Origin of the sequence: Methylobacillus glycogenes JCM 2850, assembly GCF_000617925.1 — a bacterium.
GTDB lineage: Bacteria > Pseudomonadota > Gammaproteobacteria > Burkholderiales > Methylophilaceae > Methylobacillus > Methylobacillus glycogenes.
In genome coordinates this window covers 151,120-172,239 of the sequence record NZ_BAMT01000007.1, presented here as the reverse complement: position 1 = coordinate 172,239, position 21,120 = coordinate 151,120, and the positions used below count along the sequence as shown (strand labels likewise).

Sequence of the window (21,120 nt, the reverse complement as noted above, 5' to 3'; positions counted from 1 at the left end):
AAAGCCTCTCGCAATAGCTGAAGTAGCGAGAAGCCCTCCCGCCTCCCGCTATATCTACCTCGCCAGCAAATCTATCGCCGTAAGAATGACATAGGTAGTAGGGTCATACACCACGTTATAGCCCTGGTAATAACCAATCACATACCCTGGAGGCGGTGGAGGCAGCGTGCGCAACACATGCACAGGCACTGGTGTGATATACGGCCTATATGCCGGAATCACGGCATACCCAGGCTGGAAATAAGGCCTATGATCATGCCGCACACCACGCAGGCTGCGTTGGTATTGCGATTGCAGACGATACCTATCGGCATCACGGAAATGATAGTGCACATCCTGATGTACGATCACAGGGCGTGACTGCGCTTGCCAGCGCCCATCGCCGTGATCATGGCGATACTCATGCCGGTTATCACGACCACGTTCATAGCCACGATCATGTCCGCGCTTATGATCTTTATCCCAATGCTTTTCATGCCGCGGGCCGTTATCGCGCCTGTCATCTCTATCGGCATAGGCCGGGGCGCTACTCAGCATTCCGCCCAGCAGTATCATTGCCAACGCACTCAGGCTAATCTTGCTGAAGCTGGTCTTGCTCACGCTCATTGCGCTAAAACTTGTCTTGCTCACGGGTGTACTCATTTTGCTCTCCTTCAAACGCAGCGCTGTGGCTGCAATCCCCGTTTTATTCATCAAACTTTTATCGTTATTATGTTGAGTACTTAAGTCTTACTCTCTGTAATCTGGCGGCACAGCAGAAGGCAGGGCTGCACCACGATAGCCCGGGGGCGGAGGTGGTGGCGGGGTTACCGCTGCACGCGGGGCTGAGCCAAGCTGAGGTTGGTTATATTGCTGCCGCGCCAGGCTGGCCGAGACTGCAACCTTGTGACCCTTGGCATACATGCACTGGGTATAGGCATTGTCATAGCGCTGCTGTGCACCTTCATAAGAATCGGCAGCAATGGCCGAACCTGCCATGGTGCCCACCAGCAAGCCCGAGCCTGCACCTACAGCGGCACCCTGATGACCACCCGCCGCAGCGCCTAGCAAACCACCAACCACGGTACCGACCGCAGCGCTGGTGAGCGCGCTTTCTTTGGCGGTTTCCTTGGCCGAACCACTTTGTTGCAGACCAAACTGGCGGCAAACGCCATCGTCATAACGAAACTGGTCAAAGCCCTTGCCCGAACCTGGCAATGCCATGCGGCTGGGGCCATCTGGCGGCAAGGTCGCGCACGCACCAAGCAACAGGGCGGGTAATAATGCAATCGCAATTTTCATGATCTATCCTTGAACGGCTATCAACGCAGGCCTTAGTTGGCAGGTTGTGCCGGGACTTTTTGCCAGCCTTGCGGGCATTCCTTGACGTAAGGGTAGTAAGCCTCGGCGGGCTTGCAGTAATACCAGTAGCCACTATCGGCCTGGGGCGACGGAGCTTGCGCCTGCTGCGGTGTCTGCTCGATATACACTGGCGGTGCCACTTGCACCGGGGCGGGTGTCACGATGACAGGCGGGGTGTAGGGATACGGCGGCACTGCATAATATGGGCTTGGATAGTAAGGGCCGGGGTAATAGGCACGCGGGTAATAAGGCCCCCAGCCCGGGCCAGGGCCATAAAAACCAGGGCCAACATAGATGCCTACACTGGCACCACCACGCCTGTGGCCGCCATGCCAGGGGTCAGCCTGCGCTGTGGCACTTAAGGTCAGACCAGCCAGCAGACCTAGCATGAGCAGGGTGCGGGGGGACTTTAATCTATCACTCGCTGTACGCATTTCTCATTCTCCAAAACCACGGATGGTGTGGTTAATGATTGAGACTAGCGCGGCAAATGCAGAGTTTTGAAGACTTGTGTAAAGATGGGTAAGTGTTCGTAAACGTTGTGCCTGTGTCTGCAAGCTTGATAGCGCGTTGAGGCTGCGCATGGGCATGCCGTCATAACATTGCAACAAAGTTGCTAATCCTGGCCTAACTGTTCTAAAATGACTTGTCGTTTGTTAACTCGCTGCTCGTCAAAGAAGTCGCATCATCAACGCTCTCAAACAAAAAATCTTCAACTGGGACAAGCTGGGCAATTTTGTTTCCCTGCTCTGTCTGGTGCACTGTCTGGTGCTGCCTTGGTTGGCCATGTTCATGCCCTTGTCGGTGTTTCTCGATGAAAGCGTGCATGTCTGGCTGTTTGCCGCCTTGCTGCCCGCTGCAGTGTTTGGTGCCTGGTCTGGCTGGCGTCACCATGCCGACCTCAAACCCAGTTTGCTGCTGGCCAGCGGTTTGATTTTGGTGGGCTGTGCTGCTTTTCTGCCCATGAATACCGCGGCGGAAATTGCGTTGACCATACCAGGCAGTCTGCTGCTGATTGCAGGCCACAGCCTCAATCGTCGTTTGCAGGCGCTTTCTCACTTTGCTGCCATGCAGCATGAGAACTCCTGAAAAATCCCGACAAAACTCTATCTCTAGCGTCAAAATTCAAAAATTCCTGGCACTCCGCCTTTGTGCCTTTGCCCATATAGGGCTATAGTCTGGGCTGGGAGTCGTTGTACCGACTTGTATATTGCTGTGTGGCCGGACGGGCTCTCGTTTCTTTCCACCCACTTAATAAGAAGCAATCATCATGAGTACAAATAGCGCAGATATTGGCCTCATCGGTTTAGCCGTCATGGGTCAGAACTTGGCATTAAACATCGCAGATCATGGCTACACGATCTCGGTATACAACCGCAATCCTGAAAAAACCCGCGATTTCATCGCCCACTGCAAGGACAACGAACCCGCTGCTGAACGCCTGCAGGGTTTTGAAGATCTCGCCACCTTTGTCCTCAGCATCAAACGCCCGCGCAAGATCGTTCTGCTGGTCAAGGCTGGCAGCGCCACCGATGTCACTATCAATGCCTTGATCCCCTTCCTGGAAGAAGGCGACATCATTATTGATGGCGGCAATGCCTTGTGGACAGACACCATACGCCGCGAGAAAGAATTACGTGCCAAGGGTCTGGAATTCATAGGCTCTGGCGTTTCTGGCGGTGAAACTGGCGCCCGCTTCGGCCCTTCGCTCATGCCCAGCGGCACCCGCAAGGCCTGGTCCTCGCTGGAGCCTATCTGGCGTGATATCGCCGCCAAGGTAGACCCACGCACGGGCAACCCGATTGAAGGCGGCACACCTGGCAAACCTGTACAAGGCGGCTTTGCCTGTGCCGAGTACATAGGCCCTGATGGTGCAGGCCATTACGTCAAGATGGTGCACAACGGTATCGAATACATCGATATGCAGCTGATCTGCGAACCTACTGGCTCATGAAGAACTTGCTGGGCATGCGCGCCGACGAAATAGGCAAGGTATTTGAGGAATGGAACAAGGGTGAACTATCCAGCTTCCTGATCGAGATCACTGGCGATATCCTGCAACAGAAAGACCCGGCGGGTGAGGGCTTCCTGGTGGACAAGATTATGGATGCCGCAGGGCAGAAGGGCACAGGTCAGTGGACAGCTGCCAATGCGCTGGAACTGGGTTCTCCCGCCAATGCAATTGCAGCAGCGGTGTTTGCGCGTGCCTTGTCCACAGTCAAGGATGAGCGCGTAGAAGCCAGCAAGATACTCAAGGGGCCGGAAATCAAGCTGGAATCCGACCGCAAGAAGCTGATCGAATCCATACGTAATGCGCTGTATTGCTCCAAGATTTGCGCCTACGCCCAAGGCTTCCAGCTCATAGACAAGGCGCAAGTGCCTATAACTGGAAACTCAACTTTGGTGAGATTGCGCAGATCTGGCGTGGTGGTTGCATCATACGCGCGCGCTTCCTGCAGAAGATTACCGATGCTTACGCCCTGGACTCACGCTTGAAGAACCTGATGCTGGACCCTTACTTCACCGAAGCTTTGGAAGAAGGCCAATCCAGCTGGCGTGAGGTGGTGTCACTGGCGGTGCGCAATGGTATTCCGGCCCAGGCCTTCTGCGCCGCGCTGTCCTACTATGACGGCTACCGCAGCGCCAGCCTGCCTGCCAATCTGTTGCAAGCCCAGCGTGACTACTTCGGTGCGCATACCTATGAGCGTACCGATCAGCCACGTGGTCAGTTCTTCCACGTGGATTGGCCGGAGCCAGGTCGTCCGCAGCTGGATGCTTAAAAGCAGTTCACACTAAATCTTGCAGGCTTTAAGGTCTGCTAAAAAGCCTGGCCCCTGGTGGGGTTACCACCAGGGGCCAGCGCATTTTCTCTTTGACTCAATTCGGCTTTGAGTTAATAGAGTTCATGCGCTTGAGTTAACTCGCAATGCATTAATCCGCATCAAGCTGTTGCGCAATCGCGCGCAGCTCAGCCTGCGGGTCTGTAAATTCTTCGTACTCATGTTTGCTACGCTTGTACCAGTAGCGGCTGTTCCACTCATCCCCTTCTATCTTGTGCAATACCGCATGCACAGTGTGCCTCGGCACTTTCGATATCCTGGGCAATATTGTGCGCACCATGCCAGTCTCCGGCCAATGCCAATTTCACCGCTTGTTGCAAAGACATGCTGTCCTCCTATTTCTGCACCTTTAGTCCGCAAAATTTGCAGGGATGTCTACCTAAAACCCTGCATGATTTGTAGGAAATCCCATCTGTTGCATCGCATACCCTCATGCCGCTTAAATCTAACACCATGATTTTAAATCATTAAATAATTTTCTCCGAGTCAAGGTTCAGCTGGCCTCGTATTTGCTATATATTGCTTATATTTTTACTATGATTTTCTCATGATAAGCAATTCACCGCATAGGTCGCTGGCGTATTTCTTTCTACTAAGTTATCTCGCACTACTGGCATTGGCGCTAGATACCATCAAACTGCAACAAGCTTGGGATAGCGGCTTACCTGCTTTTGCCTTTATCGTCGCAAGCTGGCTGTGCTACAGCGTTTACTACTTGCTGCCCAGCATGGTATTGACCTGGCTGACCCAGCTTGTGCTGCCGCGCAAGCCAGTGTTCTCTTATGCCATGGCCGTCATCACCACCTCGCTGACCAGCCTGCTGCTTTATGCCAATGCCAAGCTGTATGCCCTGTATGGCATGTTCATCAATAGCTTCATCATCAACCTGATCACCACGCCCGGCGGTATAGATTCTCTCGGTGGCAGTCAGGCCAGCCAACTGGGCATGGCATGATAGTCGTGGGTTTTGTTGTGCTGCATCTCATCTTGCTTGTGCTGTGCCTGGCCATGGCCAAGGGTGCTCGCACAGAACAAGCTCATTGGCGTCGTGCATTGATACCTGTGATCATCATCACCAGCTGGGCATACATCTGACCTATGCGGCGCAAGATGCCATGGGCAAGCCCACCATGACCAGCCTGGCAGAAAGCGTGCCTTTCTTCCACCCTGTCACCACCAAAAGTCTGTTCAAACATCTGGGCGTGAAGACGGTAGAACGGGCCAAGCTGAATATTGCCGGGCGGCTGAATTACCCGCTCAAGCCATTTTCTGTGCAGGCGCCTGCTAAACCTTACAACATCATCTGGCTGACCTCGGAATCGTGGCGCGCGGATATGCTCACCCCGGAGATCATGCCCAATACCTGGCGTTTTGCCCAAAGTGCGCAGAAATTCAACCAGAACTACAGCGGCGGCAATGGCACACGCATGGGTGTGTTCAGCATGTTCACAGGCTTGCCGGGCAATTACTGGTTTGCCTTTATGCGCGACCAGCGCGGTGCAGCGATTATTGATGTCTTGCAACAACAGCAGTATCAGATATCGCTCTACACCAGCGCAATGTTCAGCTATCCGGAATTTGACCGCGCATTGTTCAGCCATGTCCCGCCGCAACATATGCAAGCGCTACAAGGCAATGGCAAGCCAGGCTGGATGAATGACAGGCAAAACGTCACCGACATGCTGGACGCCATCACCAAGCGTGACCCGGCAAAACCCTTCTTCAGTTTTATGTTCTTTGAGTCACCGCATGCGCGTTATCACTTCCCGGAAGAGAGCGTGATCCGCCGCCCCTACAAGGACGACATCAATTACGCCACGCTGAGCAAAGCCGAGTTACGCGACGATATCGAGCCGATCAAAAACCGCTACATCAATGCCGTTCACCATCTGGATAGCCAGTTTGCCCGCGTGTTTGCCTATCTGCAGCAACATCAGTTGCTGGATAACACTATTGTCATTTTGGTTGGCGATCATGGCGAGGAATTCATGGAGCATGGTTTCTGGGGCCATAACTCCACCTTCGTCAATGAGCAGGTGCGCACACCCTTGGTGCTGTGGCTACCCAATCTCAGTGGGCAAGAGCACAACGAAATGAGCAGTCATATGGATATTATCCCGACCATCATGCCTTATCTGGGAGTGCAAAACCCCAGTGCGGATTACACCCTGGGACATGACCTGATCAATGGGACAGATCGCAGCTACACCTATATTTCAGACTGGTATCGCATTGCTTACCTGGACGACAAGGTCAAGGCCACCATGAATATCAATGGCTACGCCAGTACGCAATTCACCACCCCTAAAGATCAAGCCTTGCCTGCTCATGAGTTGGCAAGTGCCCAGCAAAGCCAGGCACGCATCATGCTAAACATCATGCATGACCTGAGCAAATTCCTACAAAAACAATAAAACAACCATAAACCATCATGAAAGCAACCCTATGCAAGCTCTCACTCAACTCGCTCTACGCGGTGCCAATGGCCTAGCCCTGGCGCTTATTTATCTGCAACATCTGGTGGCCTTGCTGCGCCCTGACGCAGCGGCCAACCGCTTGGGCAAAGCCAGCAGTATTAAGTAGCCCATAAAGTAATAAAAACTGATGACATCAAAGTCTTAAGGATTGCAGCAATGATCAACGACTTGTCATAAGATATGCTGGCTTGCAGGCAGCTTACCCAGCCTGATATCACTACAAGGAGCCTATCGTCATGAAGTCGTTGATTGCTGTTGTTCTCTGTACGCTATCCTTTGCTGGCCTGGCCCATGCCGGCACCCAGCAGGACAAGATGAAAGCCTGCAATGCCGAGGCTGCCACCAAGAATCTCACTGGCGATACGCGCAAGGCGTTTATGCAGACTTGCCTTTCCGCCCAGCCAGACACGCCGCAAAACACCCAGCAGCAGAAAATGAAATCCTGTAACGCTGAAGCAGCTGACAAAAAACTGGCAGGGGATGCGCGCAAGGATTTCATGAAAAACTGTCTATCGGCCAATCCAGCCGCCAGTAACAATTCCCAGCAGTTGAAAATGAAGACTTGTAATACCGAGGCCAGCAGCAAGAATCTGCAAGGCAACGAGCGCAAGAGCTTTATGTCATCCTGCCTGTCAGGTAAGTAAACCGCTGTGATTTATCCTGCAGGAAGGCGTTTGGCAGGCTAGAATAGCGGCAATGATAAAAACCCCAATAGTGGGAGGAGCCACGCAATGCTGATTCAAAGCCATATCGCCGACCTGCAGACCGCCACAGGTACCATGCGTACCTATGTACACCGCCCCGCTGGTGAAGGTCGCTTCCCGGCGGTGCTGTTCTATTCTGAAATTTTCCAGCAAACCGGGCCGATTGAGCGTGCCGCACGCTTTTTGGCAGGTCATGGTTACGCCGTGCTGGTGCCTGAAGTGTTCCACGAGCTTAACCCCATAGGCACGGTATTAGCCTATGACGATGCAGGCCGTGACAAGGGCAATGCCGACAAGTCCGCCAAGGATGTGCAAGGTTATGACAGCGACAACCGCGCCATGATCGAATATGTACAGCAGCAAGACTGGTTCAACGGCAACATCGGTGCCATGGGCTTCTGTATCGGCGGCCACCTGGCTTTCCGTGCCGCGCTGCAACCTGAAATCAAGGCTACCGCCTGTTTCTACGCCACCGACCTGCACACTCAGGTCATCCCTAACCAGCCTGGTCAACACAGCATGGAGCGCCTGGCGGATATTAAGGGCGAGCTGCTGATGATCTGGGGCAAGCAGGACAACCATATCCCTACCGCAGGCCGCGTCAAGGTTTATCAGGAACTCACCGATGCCAACCTGAGCTTTACCTGGCATGAGTTCAACGGTCAGCACGCCTTTATGCGCGACGAAGGCGAGCGCTATGACCCACAACTGGCTGCCACTGGCTACCAGTTGGCCCTGCAGTTGTTTGGCAGGACTTTGTAATACCGCTTCAAAAAGCCGCAGATTCTGCGGCTTTTTTATTGCCTGGCATTGTTAGCCAGTGTTCTTCATGACCTGTCTGTATTGCGGCAGGTCTTTTTGCATCTGAAAGGTCGTTTTTATCTCGTCAGCTTTTTAATTCATTCAATAAGGGGAGCAGCACCATGAAACGTATTGCAATCTTTGCCGATGGCACCTGGAATTCACCTGATCAAGCCCGCTCAACCAATGTGCTCAGTCTGGCGCAAGGCGTCAAACCTAACGCCAAGGGCGTGGAGCAGGTGGCTTTTTATGACTGGGGCATAGGGTCTGAGGGCAACAAGCTCAGCGCCGGGATTACCGGAGACGGCATAGACAAAAACATCATGGATTGCTATCGCTTTATTGTGCATAACTATGAAGCAGGGGATGAGCTGTATTTTTTCGGCTTCAGCCGCGGTGCCTATACCGTGCGCTCGCTGGCCGGGTTTATCCGCAATAGCGGCCTGCTCAAGCGCGAGCACGCCGGGCGTGTGGCCGAGGCTTACAAGCTTTACCGCAAGCGCTCACGCCAGAGCGGCCCCAATGCCCCTGAAGCCACCGCCTTCCGCCAGGCGTATGCCGTGGCAGATATCACCTACATTCAGTTTGTCGGCGTCTGGGATACCGTGGGCTCGCTGGGGATTCCGATTCCTTTCTGGGGCACACTGGGCGCGCGTGAGTTTCTCTTTCATGACACCGAGCCCAGCAAGATTATTCTGCGCGCGCGGCATGCGGTTTCCATAGACGAGAACCGCGAGGATTTCAAACCTACCTTATGGAGTGAAAAACCCGGGCTGGACCTCAAGCAAGTCTGGTTTGCCGGGGTACATTCCGATGTAGGAGGAGGTTACGACGAGCCGGGGCTGAGCTTTTGTGCGGCGCAATGGATGGTGACTGAAGCTGAAGAATCAGGATTGATTTTTGAACCTCACCTGCATAATGCCATCCAACCTGATGAAAACGACCTGCAACACAACGAACGCAAAGGCATTTATCTCGCCCGGGATGAGCATATACGCAGCATCTCTGGGCCAGTTCACCGGTCTGCCAAACAGCGTTGGGACAATAATTCCGACAACTATCGCAGCAAGAGCAAGGCCTTGGCCCAGCTGCTGGAATCTGTCGGCAATGACTGGAGCAAAATCGAACTGAGCAGCTAGAACTATCCTAAGCTGGGTCACCCAGACCGAGGTCATTTTGGTCGGGTTATCTCTGGCTGCAGTGCCTGCGTCTCTAGATAAGAATAAAGGAGCAAGTTTGGCACTACATCAGCGTGACTTTAAGCAGAACAACGGCCATGCCGTTGCCATTTTCGGCGAGGTGCTGGCGGATATATTCCCCGACGGCAGCGTGCTGGGCGGTGCGCCTTTCAATGTGGCGCGCCACCTGCACGCCTTCGGCCTGCATCCGGTCATGATTACCCGCATAGGGCATGACGACCTGGGCAAGGAGCTGATGCAGGAAATGCAGCAACTGGGCATGGATACCACAGGCGTGCAGGCTGACCCTGTGCATCCCACTGGGCAGGTCAAAGTGCATATGGCCGAGCATGGCCATGAATTTGAGATTCTACCCGGCCAGGCCTACGACTATATCAACGCTGGCGTCACCCATATGGTGACCATGTCCACCAAACCTGATCTGGTGTACTTCGGCACTCTGGCGCAGCGCAATATGGAAGCCAGGCTGGCCCTGGATAATTTCCTCAACTATGGCACCAGCCCGCGCTTTCTTGATATCAATCTGCGCGACCCCTGGTATGACAAGCACACGGTGCGTCGCTCCTTGCTGCGCGCCGATATCGTCAAGATGAATGATGACGAGCTGGCGGTGCTGGCCCCCATGCTACGTCTGCCAGGCAAGACCGCATTTGAGCATGCGGCTGCGCTGATCAACCGCTTCCGCCTGGATTACCTGCTGGTAACCGCAGGTGAGGCGGGTGCTTGGCTGATGCATGAATCCGGCAATGTCACCAGCATCAACGGCAGCAGCACGTCTATCAAAGTGGTGGACACCGTAGGTGCGGGCGATGGTTTTGCCGCAGCTACATCCTCGGCATACTCAAGGCTGGGAGATGGATATCACCCTGACACGTGCCCACCAGTTTGCGGGGGCCATCTGTGGCATACGCGGCGCAGCACCCAAGACTCAGGATTTCTACCTGCCCTTCATCAAGGAGTGGCAGCTATGAGCACCGCCAATAATACTGGCGCCGAAGCAGGCACCAGCCATTCTGCCAAACCGGGTGAACGCCCGATTTACATCCTTATGATCAGCATGCATGGCCTGATCCGCTCCGAGAACCTGGAGCTGGGACGTGATGCCGATACCGGGGGCCAGATTACCTATGTGGTAGAACTGGCACGCGCTCTGGCAGAGCATGAAGGGGTGGAGAAGGTAGACCTGATGACCAGGCGCATAGAGGACGAAAGCCTGCCCGCCAGTTACAGCACACCAGAGGAACAACTGGAAGACAACGCGCGCATTATCCGCCTGCCGTGCGGCCCCAAGCGCTATCTGCGCAAGGAATCCCTATGGCCGCATCTGGATCAGATGGTAGACCAATGCCTGCACTATCTGCGCAAACAGGGCGGCCGCTTGCCAGACCTTTTGCATACGCATTACGCCGATGCCGGGTATGTAGGCCAGCAACTCTCTTTGCTACTGGGCATTCCGCAAGTGCATACCGGGCATTCGCTAGGCCATCCCAAGCGTGCGCGCCTGCTGGCCTCAGGGCGCAAGGCACAGGCAATTGAGCGTCAATTCAATTTCGAGCGCCGCATTGCCGCCGAAGACGCGGTGCTGGAACACGCCTCCATGATCATCACCAGCACCCAGCAGGAGATAGACGAGCAATACAGCCTGTACCACCATTTCGACCACCAGCGCTTCCGCGTGATTCCGCCCGGCACCAATACCACGCGCTTTTCCCCGCCTGGGCGTAACAATATAGACCCGGCCCTGCAGCAGAATATAGACCGCTTCTTTGCCGATGCAGATAAACCGCTCATTCTGACCATCTGCCGCCCGGAGCTGCGCAAGAATCTCAAGGGACTGATCAAGGCCTATGGCGAAGATGCTGAATTACAGGCCGCCGCCAACCTGCTCATCGTTGCCGGCACACGCAAAGGCATACGCGAGCTGGAAGAATCCCAGCAGCAGGTGATGCAGGATTTGCTGCTGGATATTGATCAATACGATCTCTGGGGCAAAGTGGCCATTCCCAAGCATGTCACGCAGGACGATGTGCCCGAGGTTTACCGCCTGGCAGCGCGCCGCCGTGGCGTGTTTGTCAACGCCGCACTCACCGAGCCCTTTGGCCTGACGCTGATAGAAGCCGCGGCCAGCGGCTTGCCCTTTGTAGCCCCCGACGATGGCGGCCCGCGTGACATTGTGCGTAATTGCCGTAGTGGCTTGCTGGCCAATACCCTGGATAGCCAGTCCATCGCCTTTGCGCTCAAGGAAGTGCTGACCGACAAAAACCGCTGGCGCATCTGGGCCAAGAGCGGCCTGGTGGGCATCAAGCGCCATTACAACTGGCAGGCCCACGTTAACGCCTATATGAAGCAGGTACGCCAGGTGCTGCACAAAGAGCGCAAGCGCTGGCGCAGGCAATTGGTTATCACCCTGGATTCAGGTAAATCCTATATGCCGCTGGTTAATTCCGCCTTGATCAGCGATATAGACAACACCTTGCTCGGCGATAAACGTGCGCTCAAGCAATTAACCTCCTGGCTCAAGAGCCACAAGGGCCAGTTTGCCTTTGGCATTGCCAGCGGCAGGCCGCTGGAAAGTGCTGTCGCCATTCTCAAGGAGTGGCAGGTGCCTACGCCCGAGGTCTATATCACCTCAGTGGGCAGTGAAATCCACTATGGCGCACGCCTGATTCCCGACACTGGCTGGGCCAACCATATCCGCCACAAATGGCGCAGGGATGATCTGGCGATTGCCCTGCAACAGATACCCGGCCTGACCCTGCAATCGGCGGAAAACCAGCGCGAATTCAAGCTGAGTTACATCGTCGATGCGGCCAAGATGCCCTCCATAGAAGAGATCAACCGCCAACTGCGTGATCAGCAGTTGTTTGCGCAGCTGATCTACTCGCATGGCGAGTTTCTTGATGTGTTGCCCATACGCGCCTCCAAGGGTCACGCCATACGCTACCTCTCCTACAAGTGGGGGGTGCCGCTGCGGAACTTCCTGGTGGCTGGTGACTCAGGCAATGATCATGAAATGCTGGTGGGCGACACCCTGGGCGTGGTGGTGGGCAACCACAGCGAAGAGCTGGAACAATTGCGCGGCATGGAGCAGGTGTATTTTGCGCAAGGCCACTTCGCCGCTGGCATTCTTGAGGGCATGCAGCACTACCGCTTTGAGGAGATCAAGCCACAGGCTCCATTGCCTTGAGCAGCGACTTGGTTTACTGGCGCTGAATTTCTGCTTATCCAACAAGAAAGTGTATCGGTATGTATGAACAAGTTTCCCATTCATTGCTGAATGACATTCTGATTGCCCTTGACCCTGAGCTCAAGGGAGATGACCTCAAGCACTTCTACATACGCCTGGGGGCCAACTTCTACGCCATACACTCCTTGTTCCAGCTGCTGTACGGTGAAAGGCGCGATTTCCGTCTGCAAATGCACAAGCTGGTGGAGGTCATGGCCAAGCAATACCGCAACCGTGCCAATGAGTTGCGTAACCGTGACCTCGCGCGCGAGAAAGACCATGACTGGTTTCTCAGTGAGAAGCTGGTAGGTTATGCGCTCTACTGCCAGGAATATGCCCAAGGCCTCAAGGGCATGCATGAAAAGCTGGATTACCTGCAAGAGCTGGGCATCAACCTGGTGCACATCATGCCCATACTGGATGGCCCCAAGGGTCGCAATGATGGCGGCTATGCCGTGCGTGACTTCCGCAAGATAGACAGTAAATATGGCACCCTGGCCGACCTCGATGCGCTCAGTGCGGACATGCGCTCGCGCGATATGCTGCTGGTGCTGGATGTAGTGGTCAACCACACCTCGGATGAGCACGAGTGGGCGAAAAAGGCCAAGAAGGGCAACAAGAAATACCAGGAATACTATTACACCTACGCCGACAGAAAGATTCCTGATCTGTTCGAGCAGACCATGCCCGAAGTATTCCCCGAAACCGCGCCCGGCAACTTCACCTGGGATGAATCCATGCAGCGCTGGGTGATGACGGTGTTCAACGAGTTTCAGTGGGATCTCAACTACAAGAACCCGGCTGTGTTTATTGAGATGATAGATATCATCCTGTTCTGGGCCAATCACGGTGCGGACGTAATACGTTTGGACGCTGTGGCCTTCCTCTGGAAGAAAATAGGCAGCACCTGCCAGAACGAGCGCGAGGCGCATCTCATCCTGCAATTGATGAAGGACTGCTGCCAGGTCACAGCCCCGGGTGCCTTGTTCATTGCCGAGGCTATCGTGGCCCCGGTTGAGGTGATCAAGTATTTTGGCGAGGATGCCATCAATGCCAAGGAATGCGAGATTGCCTACAACCCCACCTTCATGGCCTTGTTGTGGGAAGCAGTGGCAACCAAGAAAGCGACCCTGTTGGATATAGGCGTACGCAATCTACCCACCAAGCTGGATCGCGCCACCTGGCTCAATTATGTGCGCTGCCATGATGATATTGGCCTGGGCTTTGACGACAACGATATACGCGCCGCGGGCTATGACCCACAGGCGCACAGGCGCTTTATGGTGGATTACTACACCGGGCAATATCCTGACTCCAGCGCTACCGGGGTGGCTTTTGGCCGTAATGAGAAAACCGGAGATGCGCGCATTTCCGGCTCGTTAGCTTCTCTTGCCGGGCTGGAAACCGCCTTGCTCAATAATGATGCGGCGGCGATTGATATCAGCGTCAACACCATTATTCTGCTGCACAGCATGATTGCCGCTTTTGGTGGCATTCCGCTGCTGTACTACGGTGACTCCATAGGCACGCTCAACGACAACACCTATCTCACCGATGAAAACAAACACCATGACAGCCGCTGGGTACACAGACCAACGCTGGACTGGGAGAAAGCCAAGCGCCGCCATGAACCCGGCACGGTGGAAAACCGCATCTTCACCGCCATCCAGCGCCTGATTGCCGTGCGCAAGCAAATCCCGGCCTTTGCCGACCTCAACAACCGCGAGATGCTGGATGTGAAGAATCCACATCTGATGGTGTTCCTGCGCTTTGCCTCGCGCGGCATGTATTCACGCGTGCTGGTCATCGCCAATTTCGATACCTCGCCGCAGACCATGAATCTGCGCGAGCTGGATGCGGTCAATCTGTTCGAGCACCGCGAAGCACGCGAACTCTACAGTGACAGGCCCATCTCTACCCGCAGTGGCGAACTGCTCATACCGCCGCTGGGCTTCTACTGGCTGCAGCTCTAAGGCTGCTCTATACATCCCCCCTGAATCGATACAAGGAAATCCATGAACTCATTCCTCAACCTGGCCAATCACGAAAACCTCACCCACTACATACAGTCTGGCCTGCGCATTATTCTGGTGATTATTGCCGCCTTTGTGCTGATACGTTTGAGCCAGAAAGCCATCAGCCTGCTCAAGGGCAGGTTGCGCCTGCATGCGCAGCAAAATCTGGAAGAACTGAAGCGCATAGAAACCCTAGGCCGGGTGATAGGCTATATCGCCAGTACCGTGATAGGCGGTATTGCCGTGGTTGAAGTTTTGCATGAGCTGGGCATCTCCATCGCGCCCATATTAGCCGCTGCCGGGATAGTGGGTGTGGCCGTGGGTTTTGGCGCCCAAAGTCTAGTCAAAGACTACTTCAATGGCCTGGTCATGCTGCTGGAAAACCAGATACGCCAGGGTGACTCCATAGAGGCTGCAGGCAAGAAGGGCACGGTGGAGGAGGTGACATTGCGCCATATCCGTCTGCGCGATTATGAAGGCAGCGTGCATTTCATTCCCAATAGCGTCATCACCACCGTCAGCAATATGAGCCGTGGTTTTGCCTATGCCGTGATTGATATCAAAGTGCCAGTCAACAGCGATTTCAACCACATCATGGAAGTGATGCAGAAGATAGGCGAGGAGCTGCGCCAGGACGATGCTTTCAAGGACAAGATCACCAGCGAGCTGGAAATCGCCGGGGTAGAGCAAATGGATCATGAAACCGCAGTGCTGCGCGGGCGCTTCCAGGTGCAGCCGCAAGCGCAAAGCGGTGTTAGGCGTGCCTTTATGCTCAGGCTGAAAAATGCACTGAGCACCGAAGTTGAAGCCGCCTGAAGCTGGAGATAATCATGAATACCCCTGCAATTAATATCCCTGCAAAGAACATCACCGGAATTCTATTGGCCGCTGGCCACTCGCGCCGTTTCAGCCAAGGCAATAAGCTGCTTTACCCCTTGCAGGACGGCAGGCCTACCGCACTGGTGGCTGCGCAAAACCTGATAGAAGCGCTACCCAATAGCGTAGCCATCATCCGTCCTGACGAACATGTGCTGGCGGAACTGCTGGAAAAAGCTGGGCTAAAGGTCTTGATGTGCAATGAAGATCAGCAGGAGATGGCAGACAGCCTGGCCGCTGCGGCGCGCTATCTGGCCAATCCGACATTAATCTGACGGGGTGGTGGTGGCACTGGCGGATATGCCATTTATTCAGCCACAGACCATTTTGCGCGTGGCTGAAGAACTGGTGGCAGGCGCTGGCATTGTTGTGCCCGTCTATCAGCAGCAACGCGGTCATCCGGTGGGTTTTCATCAGCGCTATCTGCCTGAGCTGGAAGCCTTGCAAGGCGATGAAGGTGCACGTTCGGTATTGCAGCGTCATGGCCTGGACATACGCAAACTGGAAAGCCAGGACCCTGGCATAGTGGCCGATATTGATACCGTGGATGATGCGCAAAGACTACTGACTGCGCTGGGAAGCTAGAAGTGTTAAGCCAGGCTTGAGCTTAATGCCAGCCCTGAGAATAATTCAGGGCTGGCGATCAACTTACTGTTAAGTGTCACTGTGCATCAACTGGCGCAGCTGGGGCTGGAATGTGTGCTCAGCGTATGCGCAATCGCCTGACTGGCGAGCGCGGCACTGCGCTGCTGTGAGCGTATCTGTATGATCTCGGCCAGTATCGCCACCGCAATCTCGGCAGGTGTTCGACTGCCTATGGACAACCCTACCGGGCCATGCAAGCGGCCTATTTCTTCCTCGCTCAAATCAAACATGCGCAGACGCTCACGACGTTTTTCCTGATTCAGCCTGGAACCCAATGCGCCTATATAGAAGGCATCCGACTTCAGCGCTTCCAGCAAGGCCATATCATCCAGCTTGGGGTCATGGGTCACCGCAACAATGGCTGTGTGATGATCGGCAGCCAGTGCCAGTACCACATCGTCCGGCATGCCCTCGCACCATTCCACATTGGGCACTTGCCATTGATTGCGGATTTCCTCGCGTGGGTCGCAAAGCATGACCTTGAATTCCAGCGCCTGTGCCATGCTGGCCAGTGAGGCCCCCAACTGATTGGCCCCTATGATCAAGAGCCGCCATTGCGGGCCGTAGTAATTGTGGAACCACTCGCCTTCTATGGCAGCCATGGAGCCAGGCATGGCTTCACCCAGCTCCACTTCATGCGTGCCCAGCTTGATGGAGCGGCGTAGCAACTGCCGCGCCTGCAAGCTATCCAGCAGCGGCTGCACACTGGCAACATCCTGCAATTGCTCTACACAGATTTGCAGACGCCCGCCGCAGGGGATGCCATAGCGCTGGGCTTCATCGCGACTGACGCCATATTCCAGCAAATCGCTGAGCGGCGTCAGCCTGCCCTCGCGTGCACGTGCAATCAGGTCATCCTCTATGCAGCCGCCAGACACCGAGCCTACCATCTGCCCGTCTGCACGCACTGCCATGAGCGCCCCCGGCAGGCGCGGGGCTGAGCCCCAGGTTTTCACCACGGTGCATAAATGCACGGTATGTCCTGCCGCCAGCCACTCCGCCGCCCGGCTCAGCACTTCCAGTTCCAAGGCATGCATGGATGACTCCTTAGGCTTTCTTCAACTGATCACGGATGGGCAGGGTACGAATACGCTTGCCGCTGGCCGCGAAAATGGCGTTGCAGATGGCAGGGGCCATGGTAGGTGTCACTGGCTCGCCTATGCCGCCCAGCGGTACATCCAGGCCATGCTCGACGATATGCACACGGATATCGCGTGGGGCTTCGTCTATGCGCAGCACTTCGTACTCATGGAAATTGCTCTGCTGCGGCATGCCATCCTTGAAGGTGATCTCGCCGCTCAAGGCCAGGCTGCTACCCATGATGCAAGCACCTTCAGCCTGTGAACGTATGCGATCCGGGTTGACCTGCGGCCCGCAATCGACGGCGATATCCACGCGTGGAATGCTGATGCTGCCATCGTCCGCCACCACCACCTCAACCACGGTGGCGATATAGGTGACAAAGCTATAGCACAAGGCCAGGCCCAGACCATGGCCCTTGGGCAACTTGCGGCCCCAGTCAGCCTTTTTGCAGGCCAGCTCAACTACATTGCGCATACGCCCTATATCCAGCGGATAGCGCTCTGGCGATTCGCCGTAATTCCAGCTATCGGAAATATCATCCGGATTGATCTTGCGTGCCGGGCCTAGCAGATCCAGCAAATAGTCCTTGGGGTCTCGCTTGGCCTTATGCGCCAGTTCGTTGGCAAAGGATTGCACGGCAAACGCATGGGGAATATTGGATACCGAACGGAACCAGCCTATGCGTGTATGTGCAGGCACTTCTGTGGTTTCTACGCGTACGTTAGGAATATTGAACGGCATGTTGACCGCAGACATGCCCAGCTCGAACGGTGCGCCACCCTTGGCCCCGGCAACAAAGGTCGAGGCTATGGTGGGTGCAGAGGAGCGGTGCAGCCAGGCAGTAGGCAAGCCCTTGGCATCCAGCCCGCACTCCAGGCGTTCCAGCGACACGGTGTGGAAGTAATCGTGGTGGATATCATCTTCACGCGTCCAGGTTACCTTGACTGGCTTGCCGCCCATGGCCTGCGACAGCAAGGCCGCTTCTGCAACAAAATCAGGCTTGGACTTGCGGCCAAAACCACCACCCAGGAGTGTGACATTGATCTTGACGTTTTCAGGCTTGAAACCCAGATGCGCGGACACGGTTTCTAGTGTAGCCTGCGGTGCCTGTACACAAGCCCAGGCCTCGCACTTGCCATCAATAATGCGCACTGTGGCAGCAGGCGGCTCCATGGAGCTGTGGGCGATATGCGGCTGGTAGTACTCGGCCTCGAAACGCTGCTTGGCCTTGGCCAGCGCAGCCGGAGCATCACCATTATTACGCACGGCCTTGGCGGGCTTGCGCGCGGCATTTTCCAGTGTCTTGCGGTAGGCCTTGGATTCATAGGCCTTGTTTTCACCGTGCTCCCAAGTCAGCTTCAGCGCTTCACGGCCCTTGATTGCAGCCCAGGTGTTGGTCGCCAACACGGCCACCCCACCTAGCGGATGGAATAGCGGTGGCAGGGCGCTGCTCTTCAACTCCAGCACCTTGACCACACCAGGCACCTTGAGCGTGGCGCTGGCATCAAACTTTTGCAGCTTGCCACCAAACACTGGCGGCCTGGCAATCACGGCATGCAGCATGCCTTCCAGCTTGGTATCTATGCCGTAGTGGGTAGCGCCGGTGACAATTTTGCGGCCATCAATATTGCGCGTGTTGAGTTTGCCTATATAGCGGAATTCTGCGGGCGACTTCAGGCGCAAAGCTTTGGCAGTGGGCACTTTCTGCTTGGCGGCAGCCGCTGCCAGCTCGCCATAGCCCAGGGTCTTGCCACTGGGCTTGTGCAGCACTTGGTGCTGCTTGGCCTGTACTTCAGTCACAGGCACACCCCATTGCGCGGCTGCGGCGGCTTCCAGCATCATGCGTGCACTGGCACCGACACGGCGCATAGGCTCGAAAGAGTGACGTATGCTGCGTGAGCCATCGGTATTCTGATTACCATACTTGGCTTCATTACCTTCCGCCTGCACCACGCGCACCTTGGCCCAATCAGCTTCAAGTTCATCGGCCACCACCATGGGCAAGCTGGTACGCACGCCCTGACCCATCTCTGAGCGGTGGGCGACGATATTGACGATGCCATCGCTGTCTATGGAGACAAACACCAGCACATCATCCTTAAGACCACCGGGCATGGCGTCACCACCAAATTTCTTAGGCTCTTCCGCGGTTGCGGCGCGCACCAGACCATTGGCCCCTACGGTGAGCGCGAGACCTGTGACCAGGCCCAAACCCTTGAGCAGGCTACGGCGTTTGAGGTCAGGCTGATTGGATGCATCCAGCATCAATTCCGCGCTCATGATTTGGCTCCTTGCTTGGACTCAGCAGATTTAACGCCAGAAGCTGCCTGCTTGATGGCTGCGCGTATGCGTGGATAAGTACCGCAGCGGCAGATATTGCCGCTCATGGCTTCATCAATATCTTCATCGCTGGGGTTGGGTGTGGTTTTGAGCAGGGCAGTGGCCGCCATCACCTGACCCGCCTGGCAGTAACCGCATTGCGCCACACCCAGATCCAGCCAGGCTTTTTGCACGGCGCTGCCTACTGCGTCATGTTCTATATGTTCTACTGTGGTGATTTTCTTGCCGACTGCGGCAGAAACCGGGGTGACGCAGGCGCGCACTGGCTCATTGTCGAGATGGATGGTGCAAGCGCCACATAGCGCCATGCCGCAGCCAAACTTGGTGCCTGTGAGTTGCGCAATATCGCGCAGGGCCCAGAGTATGGGCATCTCGTTCGGCACATCGAATTGCTTGCTTGTGCCATTAATTTCCAGCGTTACCATGATGATCCTTTCAGGTTCTACTCGCGTTATATTCAGGCTGGATAAAGGCTAGATTTAAGGCTAGATTTAATCCGTTATATCCAACAGAATATATCGTTAGTAATCAAATACATGGCCGAGTATGCGCAAATTCCCCTATTGAATAAATGGAAATATACTTATTTTAGAATTCCAATTTATGGAATAATGACATTCGTCGCTTATTGATATTGGTATCGAGAATCATTCATGCTTAATCGTCTGGAAATGATGCGTATTTTTTGTGCCACGGCCGAGGCCTCAAGCTTCAAGGAAGCGGCAGCCAGGCTCAGCATTTCACCGCAGGCGGTAACCCGCGCCGTGAAGGAGCTGGAAGCCATACTTGGTGAGCCGCTGTTCTACCGCAACACCAGGCAGATGCGCATTACAGAATATGGCGAGCAACTGGCGCTGCGCGCGCGCGAAACCATAGGTCAGATGGATGATTTGTTTTTGCCATCGGGCAAGCGGCCGCAAAGCGAACTCAGCGGCATTGTGCGCATCACCGCACCCATCGTCATAGGCCGGGTGTTTTTATTGCCTATCCTCAGCCGCATTGCGCGCGAGCATCCGCAGATCACCATAGACTTGCGTCTTTCAGATACCCATAGCGATGTAGTCGAGCAGCAGATTGATATAGGCGTGCGCGTAGGCTTTTTACGCGACAGTAGTTTTGTCGCCCGCGCTCTTTCCAAGGTGTCGTTCTATGTGGCTGCCACGCCGGAGCTGGTGGCACGCACCAAAGCCCCACGTACCCTGCAAGAGCTTAATGAAGTGCCCACCATTGCGCTGGTGGACAAAAGCAATGGCCGTAACTGGCCCTGGTTTTTTGTCGATGGTCAGCAATTTGCGCCCAAGCAGAATAGCTTTATTACCGACGATTCTGATCTGGAGCTTTCCCTGGCGCTGGCAGGGGTGGGTTTTGCACAGTTGGCGGCTTCTTTCATCATCCCGCATATCAAGAGCGGACGGCTGGTGACGGTGCTGGATGAATTCATGGCGCCATCCTGGGATTTATATGTCTACCGCCCCAGGCGTGGCCCGGTGCCAGAGCGCATACGTCTGGTGTATGACGAGATTGCCAAGGCCTTTAGCGACCCAGCGCAATATCCGGTAGAAAGATAGCCGCG

At 55.1% G+C, this 21,120-nt stretch carries 20 protein-coding genes and 2 pseudogenes; 15 read left to right on the top strand and 7 right to left on the bottom strand.

Annotation, left to right across the window (positions count from 1 at the left end; genetic code table 11):
* Window positions 1-54: 54 nt before the first annotated feature.
* The 3 genes from JCM2850_RS11140 to JCM2850_RS11130 form a co-directional block, all read right to left on the bottom strand.
* Window positions 55-642: a hypothetical protein gene (locus tag JCM2850_RS11140; RefSeq protein WP_148301245.1), complete on the bottom strand. Its 588-nt coding sequence runs from the start codon at window positions 640-642 to the stop codon at window positions 55-57.
* An 87-nt stretch (window positions 643-729) separates the two neighbouring features.
* Window positions 730-1,281 carry a glycine zipper family protein gene (locus JCM2850_RS11135; protein WP_025871876.1) on the bottom strand — a complete coding sequence of 184 codons (552 nt, stop codon included), beginning with the start codon at window positions 1,279-1,281 and terminating at the stop codon, window positions 730-732.
* A 32-nt stretch (window positions 1,282-1,313) separates the two neighbouring features.
* Window positions 1,314-1,775: a hypothetical protein gene (locus JCM2850_RS11130; RefSeq protein WP_036265994.1), complete on the bottom strand. Its 462-nt coding sequence runs from the start codon at window positions 1,773-1,775 to the stop codon at window positions 1,314-1,316.
* A gap of 250 nt (window positions 1,776-2,025) precedes the next feature.
* Here JCM2850_RS11130 and JCM2850_RS11120 point away from each other — a divergent pair, with 250 nt between their 5' ends.
* Window positions 2,026-2,430 carry a MerC domain-containing protein gene (locus JCM2850_RS11120; RefSeq protein WP_081775038.1) on the top strand — a complete coding sequence of 135 codons (405 nt, stop codon included), beginning with the start codon at window positions 2,026-2,028 and terminating at the stop codon, window positions 2,428-2,430.
* Window positions 2,431-2,611: 181 nt separating this feature from the next.
* Window positions 2,612-4,121: pseudogene (gene gnd / locus JCM2850_RS18785) on the top strand (NADP-dependent phosphogluconate dehydrogenase).
* Window positions 4,122-4,272: 151 nt separating this feature from the next.
* Here the strand turns inward: gnd and JCM2850_RS18780 are convergent.
* A complete protein-coding gene (locus JCM2850_RS18780; protein ID WP_369384880.1) occupies window positions 4,273-4,461 on the bottom strand; it encodes a hypothetical protein in 189 nt (62 codons plus the stop codon).
* A gap of 267 nt (window positions 4,462-4,728) precedes the next feature.
* On the opposite strand from JCM2850_RS18780, the gene JCM2850_RS18775 reads away from it, so the two are divergent.
* The 12 genes and pseudogenes from JCM2850_RS18775 to JCM2850_RS23465 all read left to right on the top strand — a co-directional run bounded on the left by JCM2850_RS18775 (window position 4,729) and on the right by JCM2850_RS23465 (window position 16,064).
* Window positions 4,729-5,136, top strand: coding sequence for a hypothetical protein (locus tag JCM2850_RS18775; protein WP_148301244.1), 408 nt, complete (start codon window positions 4,729-4,731; stop codon window positions 5,134-5,136).
* Between the two features lie 85 nt (window positions 5,137-5,221).
* Window positions 5,222-6,595, top strand: a complete 1,374-nt coding sequence (locus tag JCM2850_RS18770; RefSeq protein WP_234406214.1) for a sulfatase-like hydrolase/transferase — start codon at window positions 5,222-5,224, stop codon at window positions 6,593-6,595.
* 31 nt (window positions 6,596-6,626) lie between these two features.
* Window positions 6,627-6,764, top strand: a complete 138-nt coding sequence (locus JCM2850_RS21650; RefSeq protein ID WP_159105161.1) for a hypothetical protein — start codon at window positions 6,627-6,629, stop codon at window positions 6,762-6,764.
* Between the two features lie 130 nt (window positions 6,765-6,894).
* A complete protein-coding gene (locus JCM2850_RS11095; RefSeq protein ID WP_025871870.1) occupies window positions 6,895-7,302 on the top strand; it encodes a PsiF family protein in 408 nt (135 codons plus the stop codon).
* Between the two features lie 87 nt (window positions 7,303-7,389).
* Entirely contained in the window at window positions 7,390-8,124 is a 735-nt protein-coding gene (locus JCM2850_RS11090; RefSeq protein WP_025871869.1) for a dienelactone hydrolase family protein, read from the top strand.
* 161 nt (window positions 8,125-8,285) lie between these two features.
* Window positions 8,286-9,302, top strand: coding sequence for a T6SS phospholipase effector Tle1-like catalytic domain-containing protein (locus tag JCM2850_RS11085; RefSeq protein WP_025871867.1), 1,017 nt, complete (start codon window positions 8,286-8,288; stop codon window positions 9,300-9,302).
* Window positions 9,303-9,555: 253 nt separating this feature from the next.
* Window positions 9,556-10,149, top strand: a pseudogene (locus JCM2850_RS22840) (PfkB family carbohydrate kinase); the annotation flags it as partial.
* Between the two features lie 261 nt (window positions 10,150-10,410).
* Window positions 10,411-12,549, top strand: coding sequence for an HAD-IIB family hydrolase (locus JCM2850_RS18765; RefSeq protein WP_234406220.1), 2,139 nt, complete (start codon window positions 10,411-10,413; stop codon window positions 12,547-12,549).
* Between the two features lie 59 nt (window positions 12,550-12,608).
* Window positions 12,609-14,561, top strand: a complete 1,953-nt coding sequence (locus JCM2850_RS11075; protein ID WP_025871863.1) for an alpha-amylase family glycosyl hydrolase — start codon at window positions 12,609-12,611, stop codon at window positions 14,559-14,561.
* Between the two features lie 42 nt (window positions 14,562-14,603).
* A complete protein-coding gene (locus JCM2850_RS11070; protein ID WP_025871861.1) occupies window positions 14,604-15,419 on the top strand; it encodes a mechanosensitive ion channel family protein in 816 nt (271 codons plus the stop codon).
* Window positions 15,420-15,433: 14 nt separating this feature from the next.
* Window positions 15,434-15,754 carry an NTP transferase domain-containing protein gene (locus tag JCM2850_RS23470; RefSeq protein WP_267879275.1) on the top strand — a complete coding sequence of 107 codons (321 nt, stop codon included), beginning with the start codon at window positions 15,434-15,436 and terminating at the stop codon, window positions 15,752-15,754.
* Between the two features lie 25 nt (window positions 15,755-15,779).
* Window positions 15,780-16,064 (top strand): nucleotidyltransferase family protein, encoded by a 285-nt coding sequence (locus tag JCM2850_RS23465; RefSeq protein WP_267879274.1) that lies wholly within the window; start codon window positions 15,780-15,782, stop codon window positions 16,062-16,064.
* A gap of 86 nt (window positions 16,065-16,150) precedes the next feature.
* On the opposite strand, the gene JCM2850_RS11060 is transcribed toward JCM2850_RS23465, so the two are convergent.
* Genes JCM2850_RS11060 through JCM2850_RS11050 form a run of 3 tightly spaced genes read right to left on the bottom strand, consistent with a single transcriptional unit; the run spans window position 16,151 to window position 19,972 of the window.
* Window positions 16,151-17,161: an XdhC family protein gene (locus JCM2850_RS11060; protein ID WP_025871859.1), complete on the bottom strand. Its 1,011-nt coding sequence runs from the start codon at window positions 17,159-17,161 to the stop codon at window positions 16,151-16,153.
* A gap of 10 nt (window positions 17,162-17,171) precedes the next feature.
* Window positions 17,172-19,487: a xanthine dehydrogenase family protein molybdopterin-binding subunit gene (locus tag JCM2850_RS11055; protein WP_025871858.1), complete on the bottom strand. Its 2,316-nt coding sequence runs from the start codon at window positions 19,485-19,487 to the stop codon at window positions 17,172-17,174.
* Window positions 19,484-19,972 (bottom strand): (2Fe-2S)-binding protein, encoded by a 489-nt coding sequence (locus JCM2850_RS11050; RefSeq protein WP_025871856.1) that lies wholly within the window; start codon window positions 19,970-19,972, stop codon window positions 19,484-19,486. The genes JCM2850_RS11055 and JCM2850_RS11050 overlap by 4 nt, the downstream gene beginning before the upstream one ends.
* A 228-nt stretch (window positions 19,973-20,200) precedes the next feature.
* Between JCM2850_RS11050 and JCM2850_RS11045 the strand changes: the two genes are divergently transcribed.
* On the top strand, window positions 20,201-21,115 hold the full coding sequence (locus JCM2850_RS11045; protein ID WP_025871854.1) for a LysR family transcriptional regulator: 915 nt from the start codon (window positions 20,201-20,203) through the stop codon (window positions 21,113-21,115).
* The last annotated feature ends 5 nt before the right edge of the window (window positions 21,116-21,120 follow it).